Annotated in this window: 22 protein-coding genes; 2 read left to right on the top strand and 20 right to left on the bottom strand. The window is 29.7% G+C overall.

What is annotated here, in order from left to right; genetic code table 11:
* Positions 1–12: 12 nt before the first annotated feature.
* The 5 genes from murC to DB313_RS04265 are packed head-to-tail and all read right to left on the bottom strand — an operon-like array spanning position 13 to position 4,892.
* A complete protein-coding gene (gene murC, locus DB313_RS04285) occupies positions 13–1,419 on the bottom strand; it encodes a UDP-N-acetylmuramate--L-alanine ligase (RefSeq protein WP_120104582.1) in 1,407 nt (468 codons plus the stop codon).
* Entirely contained in the window at positions 1,409–2,323 is a 915-nt protein-coding gene (locus tag DB313_RS04280; RefSeq protein WP_420808995.1) for a hypothetical protein, read from the bottom strand. The genes murC and DB313_RS04280 overlap by 11 nt, the downstream gene beginning before the upstream one ends.
* Before the next feature lie 7 nt (positions 2,324–2,330).
* The gene (locus tag DB313_RS04275; protein ID WP_120104686.1) at positions 2,331–3,281 is read right to left on the bottom strand and encodes a pseudouridine synthase family protein; all 951 of its coding nucleotides are present in this window, start codon (positions 3,279–3,281) and stop codon (positions 2,331–2,333) included.
* Positions 3,282–3,285: 4 nt separating this feature from the next.
* Positions 3,286–4,704: a sodium/pantothenate symporter gene (gene panF / locus DB313_RS04270; protein WP_120104580.1), complete on the bottom strand. Its 1,419-nt coding sequence runs from the start codon at positions 4,702–4,704 to the stop codon at positions 3,286–3,288.
* The gene (locus DB313_RS04265) at positions 4,701–4,892 is read right to left on the bottom strand and encodes a DUF997 family protein (protein ID WP_120104579.1); all 192 of its coding nucleotides are present in this window, start codon (positions 4,890–4,892) and stop codon (positions 4,701–4,703) included. Before DB313_RS04265 ends, panF begins: the two co-directional genes overlap by 4 nt.
* Before the next feature lie 57 nt (positions 4,893–4,949).
* Between DB313_RS04265 and coaBC the strand changes: the two genes are divergently transcribed.
* Positions 4,950–6,125 carry a bifunctional phosphopantothenoylcysteine decarboxylase/phosphopantothenate--cysteine ligase CoaBC gene (gene coaBC / locus DB313_RS04260; protein WP_120104578.1) on the top strand — a complete coding sequence of 392 codons (1,176 nt, stop codon included), beginning with the start codon at positions 4,950–4,952 and terminating at the stop codon, positions 6,123–6,125.
* On the opposite strand, the gene DB313_RS04255 is transcribed toward coaBC, so the two are convergent.
* From DB313_RS04255 to mutS, 15 genes are all read right to left on the bottom strand, one after another.
* Entirely contained in the window at positions 6,122–7,543 is a 1,422-nt protein-coding gene (locus tag DB313_RS04255; protein ID WP_120104577.1) for a HEAT repeat domain-containing protein, read from the bottom strand. The two genes, coaBC and DB313_RS04255, sit on opposite strands and share 4 nt — an antisense overlap.
* Positions 7,540–9,060, bottom strand: coding sequence for a murein biosynthesis integral membrane protein MurJ (gene murJ, locus DB313_RS04250; RefSeq protein ID WP_120104576.1), 1,521 nt, complete (start codon positions 9,058–9,060; stop codon positions 7,540–7,542). Before murJ ends, DB313_RS04255 begins: the two co-directional genes overlap by 4 nt.
* Entirely contained in the window at positions 9,053–10,180 is a 1,128-nt protein-coding gene (tgt, locus tag DB313_RS04245) for a tRNA guanosine(34) transglycosylase Tgt (protein WP_120104575.1), read from the bottom strand. Before tgt ends, murJ begins: the two co-directional genes overlap by 8 nt.
* A gap of 16 nt (positions 10,181–10,196) precedes the next feature.
* Complete coding sequence (locus DB313_RS04240) at positions 10,197–11,261, bottom strand: LptF/LptG family permease (RefSeq protein WP_120104574.1); 1,065 nt, start codon at positions 11,259–11,261, stop codon at positions 10,197–10,199.
* Entirely contained in the window at positions 11,258–12,547 is a 1,290-nt protein-coding gene (locus tag DB313_RS04235) for an LptF/LptG family permease (protein WP_120104573.1), read from the bottom strand. Before DB313_RS04235 ends, DB313_RS04240 begins: the two co-directional genes overlap by 4 nt.
* Positions 12,522–14,021, bottom strand: a complete 1,500-nt coding sequence (locus DB313_RS04230) for a ligand-binding sensor domain-containing protein (RefSeq protein WP_120104572.1) — start codon at positions 14,019–14,021, stop codon at positions 12,522–12,524. Before DB313_RS04230 ends, DB313_RS04235 begins: the two co-directional genes overlap by 26 nt.
* 8 nt (positions 14,022–14,029) lie before the next feature.
* Complete coding sequence (gene pnp, locus DB313_RS04225) at positions 14,030–16,180, bottom strand: polyribonucleotide nucleotidyltransferase (protein WP_174220855.1); 2,151 nt, start codon at positions 16,178–16,180, stop codon at positions 14,030–14,032.
* 13 nt (positions 16,181–16,193) lie between these two features.
* Positions 16,194–16,460 carry a 30S ribosomal protein S15 gene (gene rpsO / locus DB313_RS04220; RefSeq protein ID WP_120104571.1) on the bottom strand — a complete coding sequence of 89 codons (267 nt, stop codon included), beginning with the start codon at positions 16,458–16,460 and terminating at the stop codon, positions 16,194–16,196.
* Positions 16,461–16,608: 148 nt separating this feature from the next.
* The gene (truB, locus tag DB313_RS04215) at positions 16,609–17,454 is read right to left on the bottom strand and encodes a tRNA pseudouridine(55) synthase TruB (protein WP_120104570.1); all 846 of its coding nucleotides are present in this window, start codon (positions 17,452–17,454) and stop codon (positions 16,609–16,611) included.
* A 9-nt stretch (positions 17,455–17,463) separates the two neighbouring features.
* Positions 17,464–17,823 (bottom strand): 30S ribosome-binding factor RbfA, encoded by a 360-nt coding sequence (gene rbfA, locus DB313_RS04210; RefSeq protein ID WP_120104684.1) that lies wholly within the window; start codon positions 17,821–17,823, stop codon positions 17,464–17,466.
* A 23-nt stretch (positions 17,824–17,846) separates the two neighbouring features.
* Positions 17,847–20,348: a translation initiation factor IF-2 gene (gene infB / locus DB313_RS04205; protein ID WP_120104569.1), complete on the bottom strand. Its 2,502-nt coding sequence runs from the start codon at positions 20,346–20,348 to the stop codon at positions 17,847–17,849.
* Between the two features lie 4 nt (positions 20,349–20,352).
* A complete protein-coding gene (gene nusA / locus DB313_RS04200; RefSeq protein ID WP_120104568.1) occupies positions 20,353–21,798 on the bottom strand; it encodes a transcription termination factor NusA in 1,446 nt (481 codons plus the stop codon).
* A 13-nt stretch (positions 21,799–21,811) separates the two neighbouring features.
* Positions 21,812–22,240, bottom strand: a complete 429-nt coding sequence (rimP, locus tag DB313_RS04195; protein WP_120104567.1) for a ribosome maturation factor RimP — start codon at positions 22,238–22,240, stop codon at positions 21,812–21,814.
* Between the two features lie 114 nt (positions 22,241–22,354).
* Positions 22,355–22,966 (bottom strand): type I phosphoribosyltransferase, encoded by a 612-nt coding sequence (locus tag DB313_RS04190; protein ID WP_120104566.1) that lies wholly within the window; start codon positions 22,964–22,966, stop codon positions 22,355–22,357.
* 4 nt (positions 22,967–22,970) lie between these two features.
* On the bottom strand, positions 22,971–25,547 hold the full coding sequence (mutS, locus tag DB313_RS04185; RefSeq protein WP_174220854.1) for a DNA mismatch repair protein MutS: 2,577 nt from the start codon (positions 25,545–25,547) through the stop codon (positions 22,971–22,973).
* Between the two features lie 71 nt (positions 25,548–25,618).
* Between mutS and DB313_RS04180 the strand changes: the two genes are divergently transcribed.
* Entirely contained in the window at positions 25,619–26,125 is a 507-nt protein-coding gene (locus tag DB313_RS04180; protein WP_120104564.1) for an STAS domain-containing protein, read from the top strand.
* Positions 26,126–26,129: the final 4 nt, after the last annotated feature.

Below are 26,129 nucleotides of genomic sequence, written 5' to 3'. Positions count from 1 at the left end.
CAAAAACTACCTTTATAAAAAATCATGTAAAATAAAATTATTGCCAGCCCCCATCGTAATAAACAAATCATCTTTCTTTAACAAACCCTTTATGAATTCAACAGAATCAACTACCTCTTTAAAAAAATAAACATTTGAATTTAAATCCTGAAGATCCAAAAATAATTTCCTAGAAAGTTCATCGGGATCAAAATCTTCTCTAGCCGAGAGATATATATTATGTAAAATTAATACATCAACACCACTTAAAGCTTTAACAAAATCACTAAAAAGAATTTTTGTTCTTGTAAATGTATGTGGCATAAAATCCAAAATAATACGCCTACCCTTATAAAAACTCTTAATTCCTAAAAGTGTATTTTCAATCTCCTTTGGATGATGTGCATAATCATCAAGATATATCACTCCATTTTTTTCTCTAATAAATTCTATCCTTCTTTTTATTCCCTTATATTCCCTAGCTATTCTCTTTATTTTATCGCCAAAGCTAGAAATTAATTTACCCGTTTCCTCTAAAGTTAACTTTAAAGCCAAAAGGGCAGATGCAAAATTTAAAACATTATGAGACAAGGGAGTTCTTAACCTAATATCAGAAATTCCTAAAAAATCAAATCTTAAAAGATTATCTATTATCTCAACATTTTCAACCCTAAAATCAGATAAAGAATTAATACCAAAACTAAAAATTCTAATATCTTTTCTTGTAATCTTATCTTTAAGTTTAACCAAATTAACCTCATCAGAATTTATAATTAATATTCCATTATGCTTTAAATTATTAATATACCTTAAGAAAACAGTTTCAACTGCTTCATAATTTGCAAAAAAATCAACATGCTCGTAATCAATATTAGTTAAAACAATAATATCCGGATAAAAATGTAAAAAATGATTTCTATATTCACAAGTCTCTGCAATAAATATATTACTCTTACCAACAAGACTAGATTTATCTCCAAAATCTTTAACGCTTGCACCAAGTATTACATTAGGATTAAGACCTAATTCATTAAACAATATGCCTAAGAATGTCGCTGTAGTGGTCTTTCCATGAGATCCTGCAACTCCAATACTATAATACTTTTTTGATATCTCGCCAAGAAACTCAGGATAAGATAAAACAGGAATTTGAAGCTCACAAGCCTCCTGTAAAACACCCAATTGATCCTTATCGTAGGCTGGTGAATATATTAATATGTCATACAATTTATCATGTTTCTTTAATGAAAACTCATAAATATTTTCATAATAAGTTATATTATTATTATCAAGTAGCTCATCCGTATAAAATTTAAAAGGAATATCAACTCCTTCCACTAGACACCCTTTAGACTTTAAAAAGCAAGCAAGAGAACAAAGCCCAGATCCTTTAATTCCCACTAAAAAAAATCTACTTAAATTATCCAAATCAAGCTTCATGCTTTTTTTCTTCCAAATCACCTTTATTGTCATAAAATTTATGTATAATAATATCGATAGTAGACATATTAATTACAGTATATTTTAGTACATTAGCAATAATATAATTCCTAAGCATTTCTGCATTATCAAGTAAATTATTCCCAAGCGGAATATCTAAGAAAAGCTTAAAAGAATAACTCCCTTTGTTTTTCTTAATCTTCAAATCATAAACAATATAATCTTTATTATATTCAGATACACAATGCTCAATAATTTGCCGTACGGCACTCTTAGAAACAGACAAAACCCCTTCTCCATGAAAATGAGGTTTTACAACAGAACGAATATAATTTTTCTTCTTAGAAAAAAACCATTTACTTTTAAAAAAAACTCGAATTGAATCTAATAATAGATTTGGTTTCACAGATGTTATCTCAAAAGCTGCTGCTGGAACAACATGTTCCCCCATTTGCCTTGAAATTCTAGCCTTTTCCATTTCCTGACTAGTAGAAATATCTGTTATATAAATAATCTTAAAAGGATTAGGCAAAAAAAGTCTAGTTATTATTTTATCTATCATTCGAAGACTTGTTCCTAATATCAATATTTTGCTGAAATCTTCCTTACGAAGAGCCTCAACAATTTCATTCCTATGAATATCATTCTCAAAAACAGAACGTCTTATTGCATCAAACACATTATCCTCAAATTTAGCAGAACTACCCGCAATAATCTTCATATTCTTTATTAAAACACCATCATCAATTATTAAAGGAATAGCATATTTATCTGCTATTAAGTGAGATCTAAAACTTTTTCCAGTGCCAGCTGCACCCACTAAAGCATAAACCTTGATCTTCACAAATCTATGCTTAATAGCAACTGAGACATGTTTAATAGTATTTAAAATATTATTAAACATGTATTTATTAAATAAACTCTTTAAACTCATATACACCAAAAATATTATTTATCTGTTGTAAAAAATCTGAACTAGGTTCAACAAAAAATTCATTTTTAAAAAATAATGACTCTCTAAATTTTACCAAAAAAGAATGTAAAAAGTAATTAGCTTTTCTATACTTAGAATGATATTTCTTATCATTAACTAAAGCATGCCTATTAAAAGCGCACTGTGCCCTTATCTGATGTGTAAACCCAGTTTCTATTGAAATTTCAGCAAGAGTAGAAAATTTAGAAATTAAAATTGGCTTAACATGAGTTATAGCATTAACTTTATCCGAATTCTCAAGTACCAAAGTTTTCCTTGCAATTTTATCTCTATACAAAAAATTTCTATAAGTCACAGATGTTCTAATCTCGCCGTCTAGTAAAGCTATATACTTTTTAGTAACAACACCACTACTAAACGCCCTGCTTAAAATCCTTGCAGAATCTATATTTTTCGCAAAAATAACAAGTCCTGAAGTATTTCTATCAAGCCTATGCACAGCTGAGGGTTTAAAACTAAGAGATTTAAGATTTTCATTTAAAAGATAAAAATTAACCAAAGTATCAAGTGAATTATCCCCATGGACCAAAATTCCTCTCTGCTTATTAATTACAAGTAAATCCTCATCCTCATATACTATCCTTTCCCTCACCCCTCTTGTTATCGCATCTTCTTCGATTTCATTCATTCCTAAATTCATACTTATTTGCATCAAAGGTTTATATATATAAATTTCATCACCATGAACAACTCTATGAGAAAAAAGAACCTTTCCTTTATTTAAAAGAATATCTCCATTTCTAATATGTTTCATTATCTTAGATTTAGGAAATTTTAAAAACTTTATTAATACTGAATCTAATCTCTTTCCATCATCATTTTTAAGAACATTAATGATGTTATACTTCCCTACATTTAAAGATGCCATACTATTAAATTTTACTATATTGTCTAAAAGCACCATTAACTATCAAAAATGAAAATACAGAGATAAAAAGTGAAGGAACAACAGGATGACAAGAATAAATATCAATTTCGTAAAAAATTATGATTAAATAACTTAAAAGTCCTAAAAACTGAGAAACAAAAGCTGAGACTTTGCTTACAAATTTAAAATAGAGTCCAAAAATAATAATAGAAAAAAATGCAACTTCCAAAGCTCCAATTGCAAAAATATTTACAAAAAGCAAAAAATCAGGTGGATTTAAAGAAAATAACACTATTATTAAGATAAAACAAACATTAGAAATAATAGTAATTACATTAACCCCAACCTTATGCCCAATATTTTTGTTTAACGCCAATATTGCCTTTACCCAAATTGATGTCACTAAAAGAAATCCTGAATCTATTGTAGACATTATTGCCGATAAAATCCCTATAAAAAACAAAAGAAAGACTCCAGGGCTTAATACTTTTAAGGCTATGCTTACAACCACTTTATCATTTGGTTCAAAATTAGGAAAAATAACAAGAGAGAAAAATCCTATTAAATGCATAATAACAACTAAAAATCCTATTACAAAAGTAGCAATGGGAAGAGACAATCTAATATCTCTCTTATCTTTGAATGCTATAAAATTGTTAACAAATTGTGGAAGCCCTAATGTTCCAACTCCTATCAATATCCAAAAAGAAATTATATATTCAATTTTTAAATCTGAATTTGATGGTAAGAGTAAATTACTATCAAGATTCAAGTTTGCCTCCTTAAAGATATTATCAATCCCACCTCCCAAATCAACTAATCTTAAAAATAAAATCACGGATGCTACAATCATTAACATTCCTTGAACTAAGTCCATATACGCTACCATCTTAAATCCTCCTAGACAAATATATAAAAAAACAAATGAAGAGAAAAAAATAAGAGAATCAAGATAATCAACTTTTAAAAAAACCTCTAAAAGCTTAGCTCCTCCCATAAGTTGAGCTGAGATTAAGAATAAAGAGAAGAAAATTATTACAAAACTACTAACAAGTGCTAAAGAGTTACTAACATACCTATACTTAATATAGTCAATAATATTTATTGCATTAATTTTCTTAGCTTCTGCATTCAATCTCTCTCCAACAATAATAAATGCAATTATACTTGTAGGAATTTGAATAACTGCTAAAAAGATAAAAGACATTCCATACTTATAAACAGCTGAAGGCCCTGAAATAAAACTACTAGCACTAATATAGCTAGATGCAATAACTAGTGCCATTACAAAAAAATTTATACCTTGATTGGCAAGAAAATAATTACGTAGGAATAAAATTCCTTCTTTTTTTCTTTTAGAATAAATACCAAAAACACAATACAGAATTAAAAAGATAAAAAGTAAAAAAAAACCTTTAGTCATCCTTTAAAAAAATACACAAAAATACAAACAAATAACAAACTTAAAATAGGAAATAAGATACATGATAAAAAAAACCAAAGAGGGATATTAAATACCATAATAGAAAAGGCAGAAAAATAAGATGACAAAATCCACCAAAGAAATAGAAATAAATATATTAAATTTGAAAAAAATACTTTATTTCTCACATAAAAATCCTCTTTAAAATATTAGATACAATTATATAATATATGTATGAAGTCAGCATGAATAAAAATAAAAACATACTAATAGGAGTATGTGGTGGCATTGCAGCCTATAAATCAGCTTATATCATCTCAAGTCTAGTAAAGATGGGACATGATGTTAAAGTCATAATGACAGAAAATGCAACTAAATTCATTACTCCACTAACACTAGAAACTGTTTCGAAAAACAGCGTAGTTTGTAACTTATGGAATACAACTCATGATGAAGTAGAACATATCAATCTAGCAAGATGGGCAGATTTAATATTAATTATACCCGCTACTTACAATATTATTTCCAAAATTGCAGCAGGTATTGCCGATGATGCTTTAAGCACAATAATATCTGCAAGTACCGCTCCCACTTATTTTGCAGTAGCAATGAATAACATAATGTATGAAAACCCCATTTTAAAAGAAAATATTCAAAAATTAAAAAAATATAATTATAAATTCATTGAACCTGATGAAGGATATCTAGCTTGCTCTTTAAATGCCATTGGACGGCTTAAGAATGAAAATGACATTTTAAAAATAATATTAAACGAACTAGAAGCAAATTTACCATTAAAGCACAAAAAAATATTAATAACCGCTTCTAGAACCGAAGAAGCATTAGATCCAATTCGTTACTTTTCAAATAAATCAACAGGACAAATGGGATTTAAGCTGGGAATTGAAGCAAAAAATCTCGGTGCTGATGTAACAATAATTACAGGGCCTAGCAATGAAAGAACACCTGATGGAATAAATGTTATGAGAGTAAAGGCAGCAACAGAAATGTATGAACAAGCAACAAAAATATATAAAGATTTTAATGTAATTATTGGAGCTGCTGCTGTTGCCGATTTTAGACCTGAAAAAATTTATGAAAACAAAATTAAAAAAAACGAATTAGAAAACTTTAATATTAAGCTCATAAAAAATCCAGATATCATAAAATATATAGGCAAAAATAAAGTTAAAAACCAAATTATTATTGGCTTTTGTGCTCAAGAATCTGAAACTCTAGTAGATAAAGCTAAAGAAAAACTTAAAACAAAAAATTTAGACTATATTATTGCAAATGACTTAAAATATTTCGGCTCAAACTTAAACAAAATTTATATAATAGACAGCAAAAATAACATTCAAAACCTTCCTGAAATGTCAAAAAAAGAAATAGCAGTAGAGATTTTAAAAATCTTATATTAATAATTTTTTAAGAGCTTTTTTAAATACTCTGAAGTTGTTGTCCTCTTTATCTCTTTAAGCCTACTTGCGAGTGCAGAAGACCTATTATAAACAGCTCCCTTAATTGCAAGATTCCTTAAATCAACATTTTTGCTATTAATAATCTTAGAATAAAAATCATCAAAATTACCCTTTTTAGCTGCAAGAAGCACAGCAACATCTGTTAAAATCTTTGAAGGTTTATTAATGTTTTCCTTTTTCAAAAGTTCTAATGCAACCAAGAATGCAGATCCTACATTTTTATCTAAAAGGTAATTAAACATAGTAAGTTTAAAATTATTTTCAATAGTAGGATCTAGTATTATACTTCTTATCTCTTCATAACCAGACCCCATATCCACTAAAGCCTTACCAGACGCTTCTCTAACCTTAAAAGAAGGATCACTCTTAATCTTATAGACTAAAGCCTCTCTTGCAGAAATATCACCATGTCCCTTAATAGCATTAACGGCTCTAACTCTAAGTGTTTCATCAGAATCTCTCAAAAAATCTTGTAAAACTTCTTTTGATTTCAAAGATATATCTCTTGAAAGTGCCTCAATAATGGCAATCTTAATATTAGAATTATTATTATTATTTTGAAGATACAACTCGGCATTCTCTGTTATTTTTTCAGGTACAAGATATGATAATGCTTTTATTGCAGAAGCTTTAATTGTTGCATTTTCATAAGTATCCATAGAAATCTCATAAATCTTATTCTCATATTCAAAAGCATTAGATTTGCCAAGAGCAATAAGTATTGCAGCTCTAGCTCCATCATTACCAGAATATTTATCATAAATATCCATCATATTCTTTGCATATTCAATAGCAGAAATCTCACCAAGATAATAAGCAGCTGTAGCCACAATATTCCCTTCTTTATTCTCAAGAATATCAATAAGAACTTTCTTTAAATCATCCTTGTTCCCAAGTTCTTTAAGATATAAAATTGCTCCATTAATTAAATTATTAGGATATCTCTTACTCTCATAATTATCAAGAATATAATTAGCAGCATCAACGCCACCTCTGTATTTAAGAGATAAAAACAAATCAAGTATTGCTGCCTTAAGTTCAATATTAAAAGTCTTCTGCAATCTCTTCTCAAGTAAAGAATTATATTCACTATCTCCAGACCTCTTAAGACTCTTGACAATTTCAATCACTTGAGTATCAAGCCCATAAGAAATAGCATTACTTACTTGATTAACATCTAAGTTAATATCTTTAGTATTAGAAACTCTAGTAGAATTATTATCAAAATTATTTTCTGTATCTATAGCATCAAAATCAGGCGGATTAGGAGCTAAAGGCTCTGTTGGCAACACTGGAGCTTTAACAGCAAAAATATCAAACACAATGAAAAACAAAAGCATAAATACTAAATACTTCATACAATCTCCCTATTAACAAATTTAAAAAACTTATTAATCCCAAGCAAATAATAACACACCACTAAAATAACAATACTAATAGTGCCTGCTAAACTTAGTAGATAAAAATTATGAAAACTAAATCCCATATCCCACTTAAAATTTTTAAAAGCCATATAAACTAAATACAAAGGAATAAGAGATAAACACGCCTTCACAAAAGCTACAGAAGACCTAGCAATTTCAAGCTTCATGCCACTCTTTACCCCAACAAAATAAAAAACAAGCACACAAAGGATAAAAGAAATTGATTGTGCAATAGGCAAAATGTCTACCTTAAAAAGACTAATACCAAAAACTGATATAGCGATATCAATAACAGAAAAAAGAAGATTAAAATAAAGAGGTGTTTTTGAATCACGAATAGAAAAATAATATTTCTGAAAAAATCCAAAAATGGAAGAAAATGTTAATCCAACTAAAAAATATTGCAATACACTAACTGTCCTCTGTGTGTCATACATGGAAAATTTACCTCCTGTAAGCAACAAATTTAAAATAGGACCAGCCCATATATACATCAAAAATGATATTGGAACTAAAAGCAAAATCAAAATCTCTATTCCCTGATTTAAAATATCATTTAACTTCTTTCTATTTCCCAAAGAAGCATATTCTGTCATTTTAGGGAAAATAACTGTAGAAATAGAAACATAAAAAATACCAACAGGAAGTTGATAATAAACAATTGCATTACTCAAAACAGAAACACTCCCTACCTCTAGTGTTGATGCTAATGCAAATGAAATTTGCTGAGTAGCTATAGAAAGTAAGGCCGATAAAATCATATGCGACCATCTCTTTAAAAATCTTAAAAATGCAGAATCATTAAAGCTAAACACTGGTACATATGTAAATCCAATAAAAATACAATTTATTAATTGCACTAAAAATTGAAAGATACCACCAACAAGCACTCCAATAACAGCACTATATATTCCATATTGTTCATAAAACAAAAATATACTCAATATAATACTAAGGGAAAACATAACAGGCGAGATGGATGGAATAAAGAACACTTTATATGAATTTAGAACTGACGCAAATATTGACGCCAAACTTATAAGCAATATATAGAGTATTAAGTAATTAAACATATAACTAGATAGCTCTAAATCACCATTCCTATAGGAAGACACAAAATATATAATCTGCCTCGAAAAAATAATCATAATGAAAATAATAAAACTAATGCTTATGATATTAAAAGTAGCAACACTCCTAAAAAAAGAAATAGCATGTTTATTAGACTTATTTCTCTCATGAGTAAATTCGGGCATAAAAGCCGAAGTCATTGCACCTTCTGAAATAATCTTTCTCAAATTATTTGGAATATTGAAAACATAATTAAAAATATCTGCTTCAATATTTGCTCCAAAGTAGTAAGAAAATACTTTTATTTTAACAAAACCCATTATTCTTGATAAAAAAACCGAAATCATAACAACAATTGTTGAGGCAATATCTTTATTCATGAAAATTACCTTCATCATATTTTTTTAAATAAAGTTTCCTAAAATTTGTAAAATCATCATTCATAATTGCATCTCTAGCCTTTTCAATAAGCCTAAACATATAATGTATATTATGTTCACTGGCCAACATTATTCCCAGAGTTTCTTCCGATTTTATTAAATGCCTTAAATATCCTCTTGAATATCTTGTACATAAAGTACAGATACAATTTTTCTCAACAGGAGTGGCATCGTTACTAAATTCAGATCTCTTAATACGCAATATTCCATTATCAGTTAAAAGTGATCCATGTCTAGCAATTCTAGCAGGATTCACACAATCAAAAATATCAATACCATAATATATTGCATCCAATATATAGTGAGGTGTACCAATTCCCATTACATACCTTGGCTTATCTTTAGGTATTAAAGAAGAATTATATTCAAGAATTTCTAAATATTTATCCCTCGGTTCTCCAACAGAAATTCCACCTATTGCAATACCCGGACTATTTAATTCTAAAATTCCTTCTGTACTCCTTTTTCTTAAATCTTTAAAAAAATTACCCTGTGTTATTAAGAATAAAAGACCATCATATCCTTCTTTTCTATTCTCATAAGCACTACATATACGACGCGCCCATAAGGTAGTAATATTTGTATATAAATTTGCCTCATTGTAATCAATGCCATAAGAACTACAAATATCAAGCGCCATAATAATATCACTTTCAAAAGTTTCTTGCATTCTAAATACGCTCTCAGGTGTAAAATAATGCCTAGAGCCATCAATATGAGATTGAAAATGAACTCCCTCAGTCTCAATTTTTCGAAGCTTAGATAAAGAAAAAACTTGAAATCCGCCAGAATCTGTTAAAAAATTCTTATTCCAAGTTGTAAACTTATGTAAACTTCCATATTTTTTGATTGTCTCAATTCCGGGTCTTAAATAAAGATGATAAGTGTTTGCAAGCATTAAATTACATCCCAATTTCTCAAGCACATCATGCTTTAAAGCTTTCATTGCACCCAAAGTTCCAACAGGCATAAAACACGGGGTATTTACCCTCCCATGAGGAAGTTCAAGCACTCCAAGCCGTGCATTAGAACTATTATCATTTTTAATAATATTAAACATAAATTAATAAAACCTACTATTTACGAACAAACTTATAAATAACAAAATTAATAATAAGAAACAACACAGTAGTAAATGAACTTGCAACTGTTATGGGCAAATAACCAAGATCAGCTAAAAAGTTAAAAATCACAATTGAAATAACATATACAACTGCAAATGCAATACTATTTAATAAACTCAGTATAAAAATATTTTTTCTTAAAGCAAGACTTATGAAACCAACAGTAAAACTCAAAAGTATTAATCTAAATGAAAAAAATATCCTATTTAAAAAATCAAATAAAGCCTCAGAATAATCTAAATTTTCTACCTTAAGGGATCCAATCCAACTAATAAGTTTTGAGAAATTCAATGTCTTTGAAGACAACATCACTATTTTAACATATTCAGGTTCTAGATTAACAATCCCCTTTCCATCAAGACTCTCATAAAAATTTTCTACAACCTCTCTCCCAATCTTAGAAAATTCTCTCACACCATAAAGATTCCACTTATTATCAACCCACTCAGCCTTACTCACATCATACCTTTTATTAAAAACATCATTATTATCTCTTAAAATAATTATTAAATTAGAAATAGTATCATTATCGATATTGTAATATCTAATATTGTATATTTCCCTTGCAAAATCTCTAATTATTACAGTTCTATCACTAGAACCTTTTCCCATGCTATTTTTAAGAAAAGCATCTCTTTGAGTAACAGTATCTATGACCAAATAATTATCAAAAAAAAAGAGAATTATTGATATTACAATACTAATTACAATTATTGGCCTTAATATCCTAGAAAGAGAAATTCCACAACTAAAAAGTCCTATTATTTCATTTCTCATAGAAAGATTGCCAATAAGATTAGAAACAGCAAAAAGAAAAGATAAAGCTACTCCATCTGAGAAAGATTTTGGTAGATATAAATAATAAACATAAATAATATCATTAACACTAAGTTTATTCTCAAGATAACTTAAAAGATTTACAAATAAATCCCCAAGCACAATCAAGATCATGAAAAGAAAATTCATAAATAGAAAAGTCAATGTTATATTCTTTACAAAAAGTTTATCTACTCTCATTTCTTTAAAAGTCTCAAAAAAAGTATCACTCCCGCAAAGATTAATAACACATTTGGTAAAACAGCAACAAGAAAAGGATTTGGGGCATTCTGCACAGTATACACTTTACCACCAATAAACATTACCCAATAGACAACACAAATCAAAATTGAAATTACAAGCTCAAGAATAATAGAATATTTTTTATTTGAATACATGCCCATGCCAAAAGCCAAAAAAATAAAAAATAAAACAGATAATGGTAGGCTAATTTTTTGATAAAGCTCCAGGGAAAAAAGAGCATAATTTCTCTTAGCTGACATATCCTCATAAGGACTATAATTTAAATTTAAATTATACATGTAGTCCACATTTTCAAGAACAGACATCTCGTCTAATATCTTACTCTTATCATACAAATAACTTAAATAACTATTTGAAAAATTCAAATTCAAAAAATCTTCTTCTAAATCATTTTGTATATCTAAATCTTCAATTAATTTAGTTTGATTATCAACAAGTTTAATAACATCTCTTATGCTCATCTGAGAAGGAGTTACATAATTTAATAAAAACCCATCGCTAAATGTAACTTGATCAATTGAATATTTCATTCGATCCGCATAAAAATAGTCATAAAATCCACTCTCATCATCTGTTAAAGCAATTGACAATACATCATTTAAAATGAAATATACCTGATAATTTTCTTTTTGGATATTAAGATTTTTAGCCATAAATACCCTATCATAACCCTTAAGTCTAGTATTATCAAAAAAAGTAACATTCTTATATCCCGTCTCTGATTTTTCCCCGGATACAAATATTAAATCTCCATATTGTTTACTTGAATAAGGCTTTAATACCAAATGAGGGACTTCTTCTTTTATTTCATTAAAAATCTTTAACCTACCAATAGAACCAAGAGGAAGTAAAAAATCATTTGAAATAAACGAAATAAATGCAATAATTACCCCCAACTTAAAAAAAGGAACTAATAAATCTAAAATAGATATTCCAATTGATCTGAAAGCTAATATTTCATTATTAAGCTTAAACCTATGAACAGTAAGTACCACTGAGATTAAAGCTGCAAAAGGAGGAGAGAGCGCAATTACCATAGGAAGAGAATATATGACAAAAATAAAAGCCTTAAAGAAGGGGACATAATTTTGAAGAAGTATTCTCATAAAAAAAAGTATTTGATTTATAAAAAATACAAAGAAAAAAAATAAAAAAGTAATTAAAAAATACTTAAAAAATTCAGTAATTATATAAGATTCATAATTGTTTTTTAATACTTTCATCTACAAAAACCAAGCCATTATTGAGAGTACCAAGTATTATATAGTTATTAAAACTTAAAACTTTGACTAAATTTAAATCGAGAAGACCATCACGAGGCCCTAGATAATCCCAACTATTATTTATAGTATCGTAAATTACTAAACCATGCTCAAAAGTCGCAAACAATAATTTATCCCCTCTAACCTCCATGTCAAGGAAATATTCAATACTAAAATTATTGCCCACCTCATGCTTTACATATGTCTTATCTTCTAAATTTAATCTAAAAAGTCCACCTCCATAAGTCCCTACATAATAATATCCATTATAGCTCTTTATAAAATTGATATTTCTTTCACTTTCTTTATTACTAAAAAAGTTCAAATGTTTAATGTCCCTAAAGTCAACAAGGCTAATGGTATAAATGCTATTATCCATTGTTCCTACAAACAATATATTTTTACTCTTATCTAAGTAAATTGATGAGATTCTATTAGATTCAAGCTTTACCTGAGTCCATTCACCTAAATCAGAATAAAACCATAATCCAGATTCCAAAGTACCAACAAATATTCCATCTCTAACACTCATTAAAACCTGTATATTATTTAATTTAACTCCTAAAGGTACATTAACTTGCTTAACAGAACCTCCAAAATCGTCAATATAATAAAGAACATTATCCCCTCCAATGTATATGACACCCTTATGTTCCGCAAACCCTCTAAGTCCATTTAAAACAATACTCTTCTTGTCTTTAATATAAACCCTATAATCATTATTTTTAATATCATATCTTAAAAGACCGCCAAATATATTTGAAACAAAAACATTATTTTGCAAAATAAACATATCAAAAATACTATTGTCTATAAACCCTAAATTCTCTAAATTTAAATAATTTATTCCAAACTTATTATTTAAGAAATTATAAATTCCCTTATCATAATCCAACATAATAGAAGATTCATCAACATCTCTTAATGCAGAGATTGCTCCCATTCTATCTTTAGCAAAATATTTTAATTCAGAAACTCTAAGGCTAGCATGAGAATATTTATAATATTTCAAGAAATAATCAAAATTATGTTCAGAAAGACTGTATGCACCTTTATGATAATTTACATAGCCAAAAAACAAATTGGCTTTAGAAAGTAATTCCCTACTATAACTCTTCTCATCAGTTAATATTTTATTCAAAAAAAAACTAGTCATTCCAAAATCTTTTTGTGCATAACTTTCTCTAGCACTACTAAAATAAGAATTATCTTCTTTTAAAAAAGCATCACTTAAAAAAAAAGACTCATTATCCTGAAGTCCCAATAAATAGTCTCTTCTCTTAATCCCCAGCTCTTCCGCATCTCCCTTTTTCTCATCTTTATCAAAGACAAAAGATAAACTAACACTCTCTTCAGTAGTACGGCATGAGAACAATAGAAATAAACTTAAAAAAATAAGCTTATTTCTATTAACAATATTTGATATAAATCTCATAATGTCTATTAATCTCTAACGAATTCAAGCTCAATCTTGCCAAATTTATCTATATCGGTTATCTTAACCTTAACTCTTTGCCCTTCCTCTAATCTTGGAGGACGAACACCTATCCCTCGTTTGTTATCGCCATACCTAGAATTCCTACTATCGCCATACCTAGAACTTCTACTACTACCATATCTATCATCTCTAAGTCTTGTTCTGGTACTTAAAAACCCTTCCTTTGTAGGAGTAAGCTCAATGAAAGCTCCAAAGCTGTTAATCTTTTTAACAATTCCTTCATAGATTTCCCCAACCTTAGGTTCCCTAACAATGCTCTCTATTCTCTCTTTTGCTTTTTGCATCTTTAAACCATCAGCCCCAAAAAGAGTAATCCTTCCATCCTGTTCAATTTGCACTCTAACTTCAAATTCATCTGTAATGGCTTTAACTGTCTTACCAGTAGACCCAATAACAAGAGAAATTTTATCAATATCAATTTGTAATTGAAGAATCTTAGGGGCATTAACAGATATATCCACTCTTGATTTTGAAATTACAGAATCCATAATAGATAAAATATGCATTCTTCCTACCCTAGCCTGCTCAAGAGCATCCTTCATTAACTGCCTTGTAACATTTAAAATCTTAATGTCCATCTGAAACCCAGTAATCCCGTTTTTAGTTCCTGCCACCTTAAAGTCCATATCACCCAAGTGATCCTCTTCCCCCAAAATATCACTCAAAACAACATATTTATCACCATCGCTAATAAGTCCCATAGCAATTCCTGCAACCTGCTCCTTAACAGGAACCCCAGCAGCCATTAAAGACATACTACCAGAACATACTGTAGCCATTGAAGAAGACCCATTTGATTCCAACACTTCAGATACTACCCTAATAGTATATGGAAAGTCATCCTTCTTAGGCAACATAGCCTCCAAAGATCTTTGAGCCAAATGGCCATGTCCAATCTCACGCCTTCCTGTCATAAGCCTTCCTGTCTCTCCAACAGAAAAAGGAGGAAAATTATAGTGAAGCATAAAATTAAGACGCTTGTCCCCATCAATATCATCCATTATCTGTTCATCAATACTTGTTCCCAAAGTAGTTACAGCTAAAGCCTGAGTCTCACCCCTTGTAAAAAGAGCAGAACCATGTGTTCTATTTAAAAGATCAACTTCTGCAAAAATATTTCTTATATCTTTAGGAGTACGACCATCTGTCCTAAGATTATTTTCAAGAATTGATTTCCTAACAATTTCTTGTTCAAAATCATCAAAAGCTTTTACAAAAAGCCTTTCATTCTCATCATTTATCTTATCAAGAGAAGAAAAATGTTCATGAGCCTTTTTCTTTACTAATTTTATAGCTTCATCTCTATTAAGTTTGCCTGAAACAAAACAAGCTTCCTTAAGCTCAGAATAAATTAAATCTTTAAGTTCATCCTTAAACTCAAATACTCTCTCCTCATAAGCAAGTGGTAACTTTTCCCTATGCCCAACAATAGATACAAATTCCTTTTGCATATCACATATTTGCTTAATATATTCATATGCTTTATCTATTGCAACAAGCAATATCTCCTCACTAACCTCATTAGCACCACCCTCAACCATAGTAATCCCATCTAGACTACCTGCAACAACAATATCAAGTAAAGATTCCTGAATCTCTTCAAAGGAAGGATTAACTATAAACTCATTATTTAAATACGCTATCCTAACAGCCGCAATTGGGCCATTAAATGGAATATTCGATAAAAAAACTGCCGTAAAAGCAGCATTCATACCAACAATATCAGGAGGATTCATTTGATCCGTAGATAGAGTTGTTGGCACAACTTGAATGTCTCTTCCAAACCTCTTATCAAAAAGAGGTCTCATAGGTCTGTCTATTAACCTAGAAACAAGCACTTCCTTATCCTTAGGCTTACTTTCTCTTTTAATAAATCCCCCAGGAATTTTTCCAGCAGCATAATATTTTTCATTATATTCAACCGAAAGAGGTACAAAATCCAAGTCTTCACGTACTGAATCTGAACAACAAACTGTAGCAAGCACAGTAGAGCCCCCATAAGTGGCAAGAACTGAACCATTTGCTTGCTTAGCCAATAAGCCTGTTTCTAAAATCAATTCTTCTCTTCCTATTTTCAACTTCAAAACTTTTTTCAAAATTAACCCCTTATTACTTTCTAAGTCCAAGTTTAGCTATTAAAGTTCTGTAAGCTTCCAAATTTTTACTCTGATAATATCTTAATAAACTTCTTCTCTGTCCAACCAACTTCAATAAACCTCTTTTTGAGCTATAATCTTTCTTATTTATTTTTAAATGTTCTGTTAAATATTTTATTCTATCCGTTATTAAAGCTACCTGAACTTCAACAGAACCTGTATCATTTGCATTCTTTCCAAATTCTGAAACTATTTTTTGCTTCTGTTCCTTACTGATCATACTTGACTCCTATTACCATCATAGCAAAGTCCAAATAAACCACTTGCTATAATTACAATCTTCACACTAAATTATAATATTTTTTCATCAAAATAACAAAAATAAACTAAGAACCTCTCTTATACAATAAATAATGTCTAATAAATTATTAGAACATGATAACATACTTATATTTATTTAAAGCAATGCCACATACAACTGCTAATATCTCCTCATCTCTATTCTTAAATATCTTAAACTCACCCAAATTAATAACAATATTAATATAAACACCATTCTTAACAGATTTAATCATGCTAGATTCAATATAAATTACTTCAAAAAGACCTAAAGATTCTAAACTTATCAAAGAATCGTTATTTAAATTTTCATAAAAGCAAGCATTATCCAATCTAAAATCTCCAACCTTAATTCTTGTAAGACTCTTCACATAAGCACATGAGCCCAAAGATAAGGCCAAATCTCTTGCTATACTTCTAATATAGGTTCCCTTAGAACAATTGATTTTTAGTTTTAAAATATGAGAAGTAGCGTTGTAGCTTAAGACTTGTATATCATACACATTAACTTTTCTAGGTTGAAGTTCAAAAGACTCTCCTTTAAGAGCCAGTTTATAAGCTCTCTTTCCCTTAATATGCACTGAAGAAAATTTAGGAGGAACTTGATAAATCTCACCCTTAAAAGACTTAAGTCCAAGATTTAATTCCTCTATACTTGGGATGTAATCTCTTTTATTTACTATATTACCATTAGGGTCAAGAGTATCAGTTTCAATTCCGAATTCAAACTCTGCTATATATTCTTTATCCAAAGATGTAATATAACTTGAAAGACTAGTATATTTCCCAATAAGAACAACCAAAAGTCCACTAGCAAACTTATCAAGAGTCCCTGTATGTCCAACGCGACTTCTAGCAAAATATTTTTTTAAAGGAAATAGAGACTCACAAGAAGTGACTCCATTTCTTTTATTTAATAAAACAATTCCATTCATTTAAATATGTTATTCTTTATTAATATTTAAATTTTCAATTATTTTATTAACATAAAAAGCCTTAGAAATAGTATCATCCCTTAAAAAATTTAATTTTGGAGTATTTCTAACCTTAATCCTCTTTACAATCTCTCCCTGAATAAAGCCCTTAGCATTATTCAAGGCTTTAATAGCATTGTCAAGAGAAGCACCTTCCTTAATAGACCCAATAAAAACTTTAGCATTTATTAAATCATTTGAGACTTCAACTCTAACAACAGTCAAAAATTCATGAACCCTAGGATCCTTAATACCCTTTGTTACTATTAAATTGCCAATCTCTTGAACCAATAAACTCTCAAGCTTTGTCTTTCTGATTTCTTTTTCCATATCCAAAAACACGAAGCAAATATTTAAGATCCAAGGCGTCTTTTTACCTTCTTAACCTCAAATGCTTCAATGATATCTCCTTCCTTAATATTAAAATAATTATCAATCATAATTCCACACTCATACTGTGCACTAACTTCCTTGACATCATCTTTAAATCTCTTTAGCGAAGAAATCTTTCCAGAATGTATCTGAAACCCTTCTCTCATAACATTAGTTATAGCATCTCTTTTTATCAATCCTTGTGAAACATAGCATCCAGCCACTACTCCAACCTTAGGAACGCTAATAACAGCACGAACTTCAGCAAATCCAATAAATTTTTGTTCAATATCCGGCTCAAGCATTCCTTCAAGTACTGACTTAATATCATTTATTGCATCATAAATTATATTATATTTTCTAATTTCAACTTTTTCTTGATCAGCTAACATCTGTGCCTTTGCTGTAGGTCTTACATGAAACCCAATAATAATAGCCTCACTTGCAGCTGCAAAACTAATATCTGTCTCTGTTATTGCCCCAGCTGATGAATGAATAACCTTTACCCTAAGTTCATTGTTGGTCAACTTTTCAAGAGAATGCTTTAAAGCCTCAACAGATCCTTGTACATCTGCCTTTAAAATTATCTTAAGTTCCCTTAGTTCTCCTTCTTTAATTGAATCATAAAGATTTGATATAGTAATTTTCTTAACATTCCTAGCATTTTCATACTTCTTAAGATCTTGCCTCTTAGAGCTAATTAACTTAGCTTCTTTTTCCGTCTTTGTTACCTGAAACGGATCCCCAGCCTGAGGAATAGAAGAAAAACCTAAAACACTAATAGCTTTTGCAGGTCCAACACTCTTAACAGACACTCCTCTCTCATTTATCAATGCCCTAACTTTACCATGATATATTCCACCAACAAAAGAATCTCCTACAGAAAGAGTCCCATCTTCAATGATTACAGAACAAATTACTCCACGTCCCAAATCAACTCTAGCATCAAGTATCCTACCAGTAGCTCTCTTATTTGGATTTGCCTTCAATGCCATTACTTCAGATTGCAAAATAATCATATCAAGAAGTTTTGAAATACCAATATTCTTAAGTGCCGAAATTGAAACAAAAATTGTATTTCCTCCCCAATCTTCAGGTACAAGTTCATACTCCGAGAGCTGATGTTTAACCCTATCCAAATTCGAGTCTGGTAAATCTATTTTATTAATCGCAACTATAATTGGAACTTTTGCATCCTTAGCATGATTAATAGCCTCAATAGTCTGAGGCATAACACCATCCACCGCTGAGACAACAAGCACTACAATGTCTGTAACCCGAGCTCCACGGCTCCTCATCATTGTAAAAGCCTCATGCCCTGGTGTATCTAAGAATGTTATTTCATGTTTATTGTAACTAATAGTATAAGCTCCAATATGTTGAGTAATCCCCCCTGTTTCTGTTTGATTTATGTCAATATTTTGCAAAACCGACAGAAGTCTAGTCTTACCGTGATCAACATGTCCCATTATGGTAATAACAGGAGGTTTTTCAACTCTCTGACTTTCATCTTCTTTCTCTGCCTCTATAATTGTTTCATCATAAATTGACACCACATTAACCTTAGATCCATATTCTTCAACTAAAATAGTAGCAGTGTCAGAGTCAATCTTCTCATTAATAGTTGCCATTACACCTAAAGACATTAATTTAGTAATTAAATCTGAAGATTTTAAATTCATCTTCTTTGCAAGCTCTGCTACAGTAATAGTTCCCATAATATCAATTGATTTAGGAATTGAACTTGCCAAATTTTCTTTCTTTTTTTTCTGAAGCTGTTCAAAGACTTTTTGCTCTATTGTCTTAATCTCAGTTTCTTCCTTTTTTCGCTTATAACTTTTTTGACTTTCCTGTTGTTGTTTCTTTTTCTCTCCAAGCTTCCTATTAATTCCCTTGTTATCAGAATCAACAGGCGCTGGTACAACATTAGATACAACCTTAGCTCTTATTACTCGTCTAAAAGTCTGAGGTTGAGTTCCACTATTAGAATCTCTATTATGTCCATAATTCCTACCAGAATATCCTCCCCTATTTCCCTGTTGCTGATTCCCTGTATTATCCCTACTAAATGTTCCTCGCACATTAGATGGTCTCTCTCCGCTCCTATTACCATTACCATAAGAATGACCACCACTAAATTCCCTATTATGTCCATAATTCCTGCCAGAATATCCTCCCCTATTCCCTTGTTGCTGATTCCCTGTATTATCCCTACTAAATGTTCCTCGCGCATTAGAAGTTCTATCACCACTCCTATTACCATTACCATAAGAATGACCACCACTAAATTCCCTATTATGTCCATAATTCCTGCCAGGTTCTTGTTTTTTATATGAATTTGAAGGACTTGCAAAATCACTCCTAGATTCATTTGCATCTATCTTCCTATCTGGGCGAGTTACAACCTTTACTACCTTCTTACGTAACTTTACTACTTTAATTTTTTTATCATCTTCATTTCTATCATCAATATTCTCTGACAAACCATTACTCCTCTTCAAACTCAAAGCTGAGTCCTATTTTACAACCTGGACAAAAAGTCATATTTTCATTAATAACAGTCCCACACTCAGGACAAAGTAATTCTTCTTCCTCTTTTATTCTCTCAATGGACTCATCATCGTTAGAAATTATTACCATTCCTTCCTTTAATATCTTATTTATTTCATCTTGTTTTTCATAGCTTACCCCAAGACTCAAAAGCTTTTCCTCACTAGCCTCCAAAAAGTCATCAATCCCATTAAGACCTGCTTCAATTACTCTATCAATAACATCGTCACTAAGAATCTTAAGTTCACTAATTTTATTTATTTCCTCAAATTCATCTTCCTGGACAGTCTCTTGAATAATTTTATCAAACATCTCGAAAGTCTCTTTTTTAAACTCTCCGCTTGCCTTCATTTCTGCAAACTGTTTACTAGTCTTAACATCAATTGCCCAATCAAGTAACCTATTTGCAAGTCTAACATTCTGCCCCATTTTACCTATTGCAAGTGACAGCTGTTCATCACTAACAACTACTAAAGCTTTATGCAAATCTTCATCAAGGAGATACACATGATCTACCTTTGCAGGAGTCAAAGCATCTCTAATAAACTCTTTAACATCTTTAGAATAAGGGATAACATCTATTTTCTCACCCTCAAGTTCCTTAATGACAGATTGAATCCTAACTCCCTTTTGTCCAATACAAGGACCTACAGGATCAATTTCTTCCTTATCAGTATAAACAGCAATCTTAGTTCTATAACCCGGATCCCTAACTATCTTATGTATCTTAATAATACCCTCTTCAATCTCAGGTATTTCAAGAGTAAGAAGCTCCTCAATAAATTTAGGATGAGTTCTTGATAAAACCACCTCTATTCCATTCCTACCCTTCTTTACGCCATGAACAAGAACTCGAATTTTCTCATTAAGTCCATAAACTTCCCTCGGAGATTGATACTTCTTAGGCATAACACCGTCCGTGCTCCCAAGATTAACATAAAGATCTCCATTCCTATTCTGCTGAACATAGCCAATAATAATCTTATTTAACTTATTCTTAAACTCTAAATAAAGTTCATTATCTTCAATTCCCTGCAGATCACTTTTAGTTCTCTGCTTAGCAACTTGAATTGAAAGTCTGTCAAAAATCTTAGGATCAATCTCAACATAAGCATACCCATCTTCTATTACTTTAAATTCCCTAGCATCATCTTCCAATATTTCAAGTACATCATCCTTAACTTCTTCTACAATCTTTTTTTTTGAATAAACTACTAAATCTCCAGTGTCCTCATCAAATTTAATTAAAGCATTTTCGCTCGTTCCAAAATACTTCTTATAAGCTATTACTATAGATTCCTTAACTGTCTTCCGAATAGCATCTACACTCATCCCTCGCTCATTCGCAATATTGAATATCATTTGGCCAGTGCCCTTTATCATTTGCAAGACTCCTTCATAATAATCTAGCCTTCTTTACATCACTATAGAGAACTTTTATCTCTTCATTGCCTTTAAAAACAAAACCATCTTCCTCGGCTTTTAAAATCAATCCTTCCTCAAAATCATTATCTAGCATCAACTTAATCTTTTTACCCTCAAAAATTTTAAACTCCCTCTTACTCTTAAATTTTCTATTTACTCCAGGCGTAGAAATTTCTAAGCTAAAATTATATTTAAGAACCGATTCTAAGCTCAATAAAATCATTTTATGTAAATCACAAAGCTTATCAACTCCAAAATCATCTCGCCTATAAAGAACTATCTGTATCCTACCTTGATCTCTTTTCCTAAAAGTATTAATTTCTAAAATTTCAATCCCTAATCGATCTGTTAGATTCTTTATTAAATTGTAAATTTCATTCTCTTCAAAACTTTTATTCAATCACATCCCTAAAAATAATAAGGTTCTCTTTAAAAGAACCTTATTAAATAAAATAACTCATCCAATACCAAACTAACATTAATGACAATAAATGTCAACACTAAAGCTTTCAAACTAAAAAACTTTAGAAATTGATAACTTTACCACTCTACAAGCTCCATTTTTTATTAAAATATCTTCACAAAAAGACATAGATGTTCCCGTTGTAACAATGTCATCAATGAGCACTATTCTTTTACACTTAATATCCTTATTTTTCAACCTCAATTTAATTTTATTCTCTAAATTATTAAGCCTTAATCTCCCACGCAAAAGCTTCTGACTCTTACTCCATCCTCGTTTTAAGATATTAACATAATTTATTCCATTCTTAGCTAATAAATTTCCAATATATTCCATGTGATCAAATCCATAAAAAAGTTTTCTCTTCATACTGCAAGGAACACTAACCACCATATCAAAATCAATGTCAACTAAAAATTTTAAAATTCCATTTGCAAAAAATCGACCAAGTGCTTTTTGTCCATCTTTCTTATACGAAAGAACCATTTTTTTATATTCATCTCTATATTCAAAAAAATATAAAATGTCATCACTAGATTTAATCTTAAAATTTAAAAATTCAATGCAACGCTTACAAAGCGCATTAGAATAAACATAATTCCTATGACAACAAGAACAAAAGGGAAGAAATATACTTTTAAAAACACCCATTCCATATGCCATTTGCTTAAACCTTAGTTTTTAAAATGATTTGATTGAGTAAATCTATTGCCTGATAAGGTGTAGTATTATTGATATCTACTTTAGAAATTAACTCCTTAATCTCCAAATAAGCATTAACCTCAGCTTCATAGCTTAAATCTGCTTCCGCTTCCTCTCCCTCATTTACAGAAGAACCTAAAGATAGAAGTTCTGATATACAGAGTCCTTCTCTACTTGTTAAACTTTTAAGAATAACATTCGCCCGCTCTATAACTTTTAAAGGTATGCCAGCTATTCGAGCAACATAAATTCCATAAGAATTAAGTGATGGCTTTTCCTCAACTTCTCTTAAAAAAATAAGATCATTCCCTTGCCTTTCTATCTTCATTGAAAGATTAACAAAAGAATCATGTTTAATAGCTGAAAGTTCATGAAAATGAGTTGCAAACAAACTTCTAGATTTAATATATCCTAAAATGTATTCAACAATGGAATATGCAATAGCAAGTCCATCATTAGTGCTAGTACCTCTCCCCACTTCATCCATTATTATTAAACTATTAGGAGTTGCGTTTCTTAAAATATTAGCAGTTTCATTCATCTCTACCAAAAAAGTAGACTCTCCTCTAGAAATATTATCACTTGCCCCAATTCTACAAAAAATCTTATCTGTGATTCCTATTATAGCTTTAGAAGCAGGTACAAAAGAACCAATATGACCCATTAGAACAACTAAAGCAGTTTGACGTAAATAAGTTGATTTGCCAGCCATATTAGGTCCAGTAATTAGACAAAAATATTTTTCATTATTAATCCTTACGGAATTCTTAGTAAAAGCCTCCACTCCCTTCATATAATACTCAACAACAGGATGTCTTGCGCCCTCAAGAATAATTTCTTTATCATTAGTTAACGTAGGTCTTATATATTCATTTTTTCTAGCTAAATAAGCAAAATTAGAAACTACATCACTGTATGCACAAAACTCAGAAACTTTCTTAATTACTACATTATGTTTAGCTATTTTTAAAGCTATCTCATCAAATATTTCTTGTTCAAGCGCTGATAAATTATCTTCAGCATCATTAATATCTCTTTCAAGCTCAATAAGTTTGCTGGTTTTATATCTTTTTGCAGAATTTAAAGCTTGACTTTCGATAAAATGAGAAGGCACCTGGCCATAATAACTCTTTGTAACTTCAAAAAATAAACCTCTGACATTAGTCTTCCTTATTTTAAGACTATTAATTTTACTAAAATTTCTCTCGAAATTAAGATAATCCTCAACATATTTACTTGCATTATTTTTTATCTCTCTTAATCTATCAATTTTAGGATTATAACCTTGCTTAATAATCTCATCTTGTTCTCTTGAAATTGAACCATTTATTAAAGAATAAATACCTCTTATTTTATCTTCATCATCAGTATCAAATATCCAATATCCAAAAGAATGTTCGTTAAATAATCTCTTTATTAAAAAGAACGCTATTAAAGCTTCTCTTATAAACAAAAAATCTTTTTTCGCATATTTTCTCATTTGAAGTCTTGAAATTATCCTCTCAATATCCCAAACATTACTAAGAATATCTCTTAATTTCATGGTCAAATTAACATTATTGTTTAAAAACTCTACATGTGCCAATCTACCATTAATTTCAGAAATATCTAGAAGCGGATTTAATATATATTCTCTTAAAAGCCTCTTGCCCATCGGAGTTTTGCAATCATTTAAAACTGAATAAAGAGAGTAACTAGAAGTTAAATCATTATTATTTTTAACAAGTTCAAGATTGACCTGAGTAACATCATCAAGAAACATATAAGCGGAATCATTATTAATATGAATTGTGTTAATATTACTCAATAAATTCTTTAAATTGTTTTTTATATAATCTATTATCAAAAAAGATGAAATATAATAAGGTTCCTCTTCTTTAAAGCCAAGAGCACTCAAGCTCACCATATTAAAATGCTCTTTTAATGCCTTTATTGCAATTTCCTTATCCAAATGCCAATTAGGGACTTTATTTACTAAAAACTTATCAAGAACAAGCTTTTCCAAATATTTATAATAAAAACTTTCTGATACTATTATTTCTTTTGGGGAATATTTTTCAATATCCCGTCTTAACTTTTCTAAAAAACTATCCTCATAAAGAATTATCCCAAGTCTAGATGTTGATAAGTCTATATATGAAAATGAATAATGTCCTTTATAATCACTAATAGCAACTAAGTAATTATTAGCATCATCTTCTAAAAAATCTTCATCAATAACAACTCCAGGGCTTATAACCTCAACAACTTCTCTCTCTAAAGGCCCTTTAGCATCCGCTTGTAATCCTTGCTCACAGATTGCAACTTTTTTATCTAATAAAATTAATTTTTTTACATACTCCTTACTTGCATGACAAGGCACTCCACACATGGGAATACCTTCTCGTTTAGTTAAAGTTAACCCTAAAAGTTTACTTCCCTCAAGCGCATCATTGAAGAACATCTCATAAAAACTTCCTACCCTAAAGAATACAATAGCATCTTTATAGTTATTCTTAATTTTTAAATATTGCTTCATCATTGGTGTAACATTTTTTTCCATAAAACGATATTGAATTATAATTGATATTATTAAAACTTTACAATATACTTATTGGTAAAAAAGAATACAATATGAAAGAAAGTATTCCTAAAAGTAATGTTTTTTATTTATTCAGAGATGTTTATATTTTTATAAAATTAATTAATAGATTTACTGCATTACAGGCTGTTAGTTTTAAGGCATTCATTAAAGATATCTTAATAAATAATGACAACATCCACGCTCTCTACCTTGATTTATCGGAAACACAATATTTAGATTCAACGTTTATGGGGACACTAGTATACATTAATAACAAGAGCAATGAATACAAAAAACCCTTTAAAGTCATAAATCCTAGTAAAGAAGCTTTAGAAAATTTAAAATCTCTTGGTCTTGAAAAGATATTAAAAATAGAGAAGAGAGAAGAGATCTTTAAAAAAAGCGAGATGAAAGAATTTTTTTGTTACAGTGAACAAAAAAATAAAATATTTAAATCAATATTAAAATCACACATTTTACTCTCAAATATTAATAAAGATAATAAAAAAGAATTTTGTAGTTTGATTAAAAGATTAAAACAAGAAAACCATAACTAAAGAT

This window comes from Borrelia turcica IST7, assembly GCF_003606285.1.
GTDB classification, from domain to species: Bacteria; Spirochaetota; Spirochaetia; order Borreliales; family Borreliaceae; genus Borrelia; species Borrelia turcica.
This window is presented reverse-complemented; position numbering and strand designations above follow the sequence as displayed.

Excerpts from the sequence above, each read along its gene's own strand:
- DB313_RS04180 (WP_120104564.1), top strand. The coding sequence starts at position 25,619 with ATGAAAGAAAGTATTCCTAAAAGTAATGTTTTTTATTTATTCAGAGAT.
- DB313_RS04275 (WP_120104686.1), bottom strand. The coding sequence starts at position 3,281 with ATGGCATCTTTAAATGTAGGGAAGTATAACATCATTAATGTTCTTAAA.
- rpsO (WP_120104571.1), bottom strand. The coding sequence starts at position 16,460 with ATGATCAGTAAGGAACAGAAGCAAAAAATAGTTTCAGAATTTGGAAAG.
- panF (WP_120104580.1), bottom strand. The coding sequence starts at position 4,704 with ATGACTAAAGGTTTTTTTTTACTTTTTATCTTTTTAATTCTGTATTGT.
- murJ (WP_120104576.1), bottom strand. The coding sequence starts at position 9,060 with ATGAATAAAGATATTGCCTCAACAATTGTTGTTATGATTTCGGTTTTT.
- truB (WP_120104570.1), bottom strand. The coding sequence starts at position 17,454 with ATGAATGGAATTGTTTTATTAAATAAAAGAAATGGAGTCACTTCTTGT.
- DB313_RS04280 (WP_420808995.1), bottom strand. The coding sequence starts at position 2,323 with ATGTTTAATAATATTTTAAATACTATTAAACATGTCTCAGTTGCTATT.
- coaBC (WP_120104578.1), top strand. The coding sequence starts at position 4,950 with ATGAATAAAAATAAAAACATACTAATAGGAGTATGTGGTGGCATTGCA.
- DB313_RS04190 (WP_120104566.1), bottom strand. The coding sequence starts at position 22,966 with ATGGCATATGGAATGGGTGTTTTTAAAAGTATATTTCTTCCCTTTTGT.
- murC (WP_120104582.1), bottom strand. The coding sequence starts at position 1,419 with ATGAAGCTTGATTTGGATAATTTAAGTAGATTTTTTTTAGTGGGAATT.
- mutS (WP_174220854.1), bottom strand. The coding sequence starts at position 25,547 with ATGGAAAAAAATGTTACACCAATGATGAAGCAATATTTAAAAATTAAG.
- DB313_RS04240 (WP_120104574.1), bottom strand. The coding sequence starts at position 11,261 with ATGAGAGTAGATAAACTTTTTGTAAAGAATATAACATTGACTTTTCTA.
- tgt (WP_120104575.1), bottom strand. The coding sequence starts at position 10,180 with ATGTTTAATATTATTAAAAATGATAATAGTTCTAATGCACGGCTTGGA.
- nusA (WP_120104568.1), bottom strand. The coding sequence starts at position 21,798 with ATGATAAAGGGCACTGGCCAAATGATATTCAATATTGCGAATGAGCGA.
- DB313_RS04235 (WP_120104573.1), bottom strand. The coding sequence starts at position 12,547 with ATGAAAGTATTAAAAAACAATTATGAATCTTATATAATTACTGAATTT.
- DB313_RS04230 (WP_120104572.1), bottom strand. The coding sequence starts at position 14,021 with ATGAGATTTATATCAAATATTGTTAATAGAAATAAGCTTATTTTTTTA.
- rbfA (WP_120104684.1), bottom strand. The coding sequence starts at position 17,823 with ATGGAAAAAGAAATCAGAAAGACAAAGCTTGAGAGTTTATTGGTTCAA.
- DB313_RS04255 (WP_120104577.1), bottom strand. The coding sequence starts at position 7,543 with ATGAAGTATTTAGTATTTATGCTTTTGTTTTTCATTGTGTTTGATATT.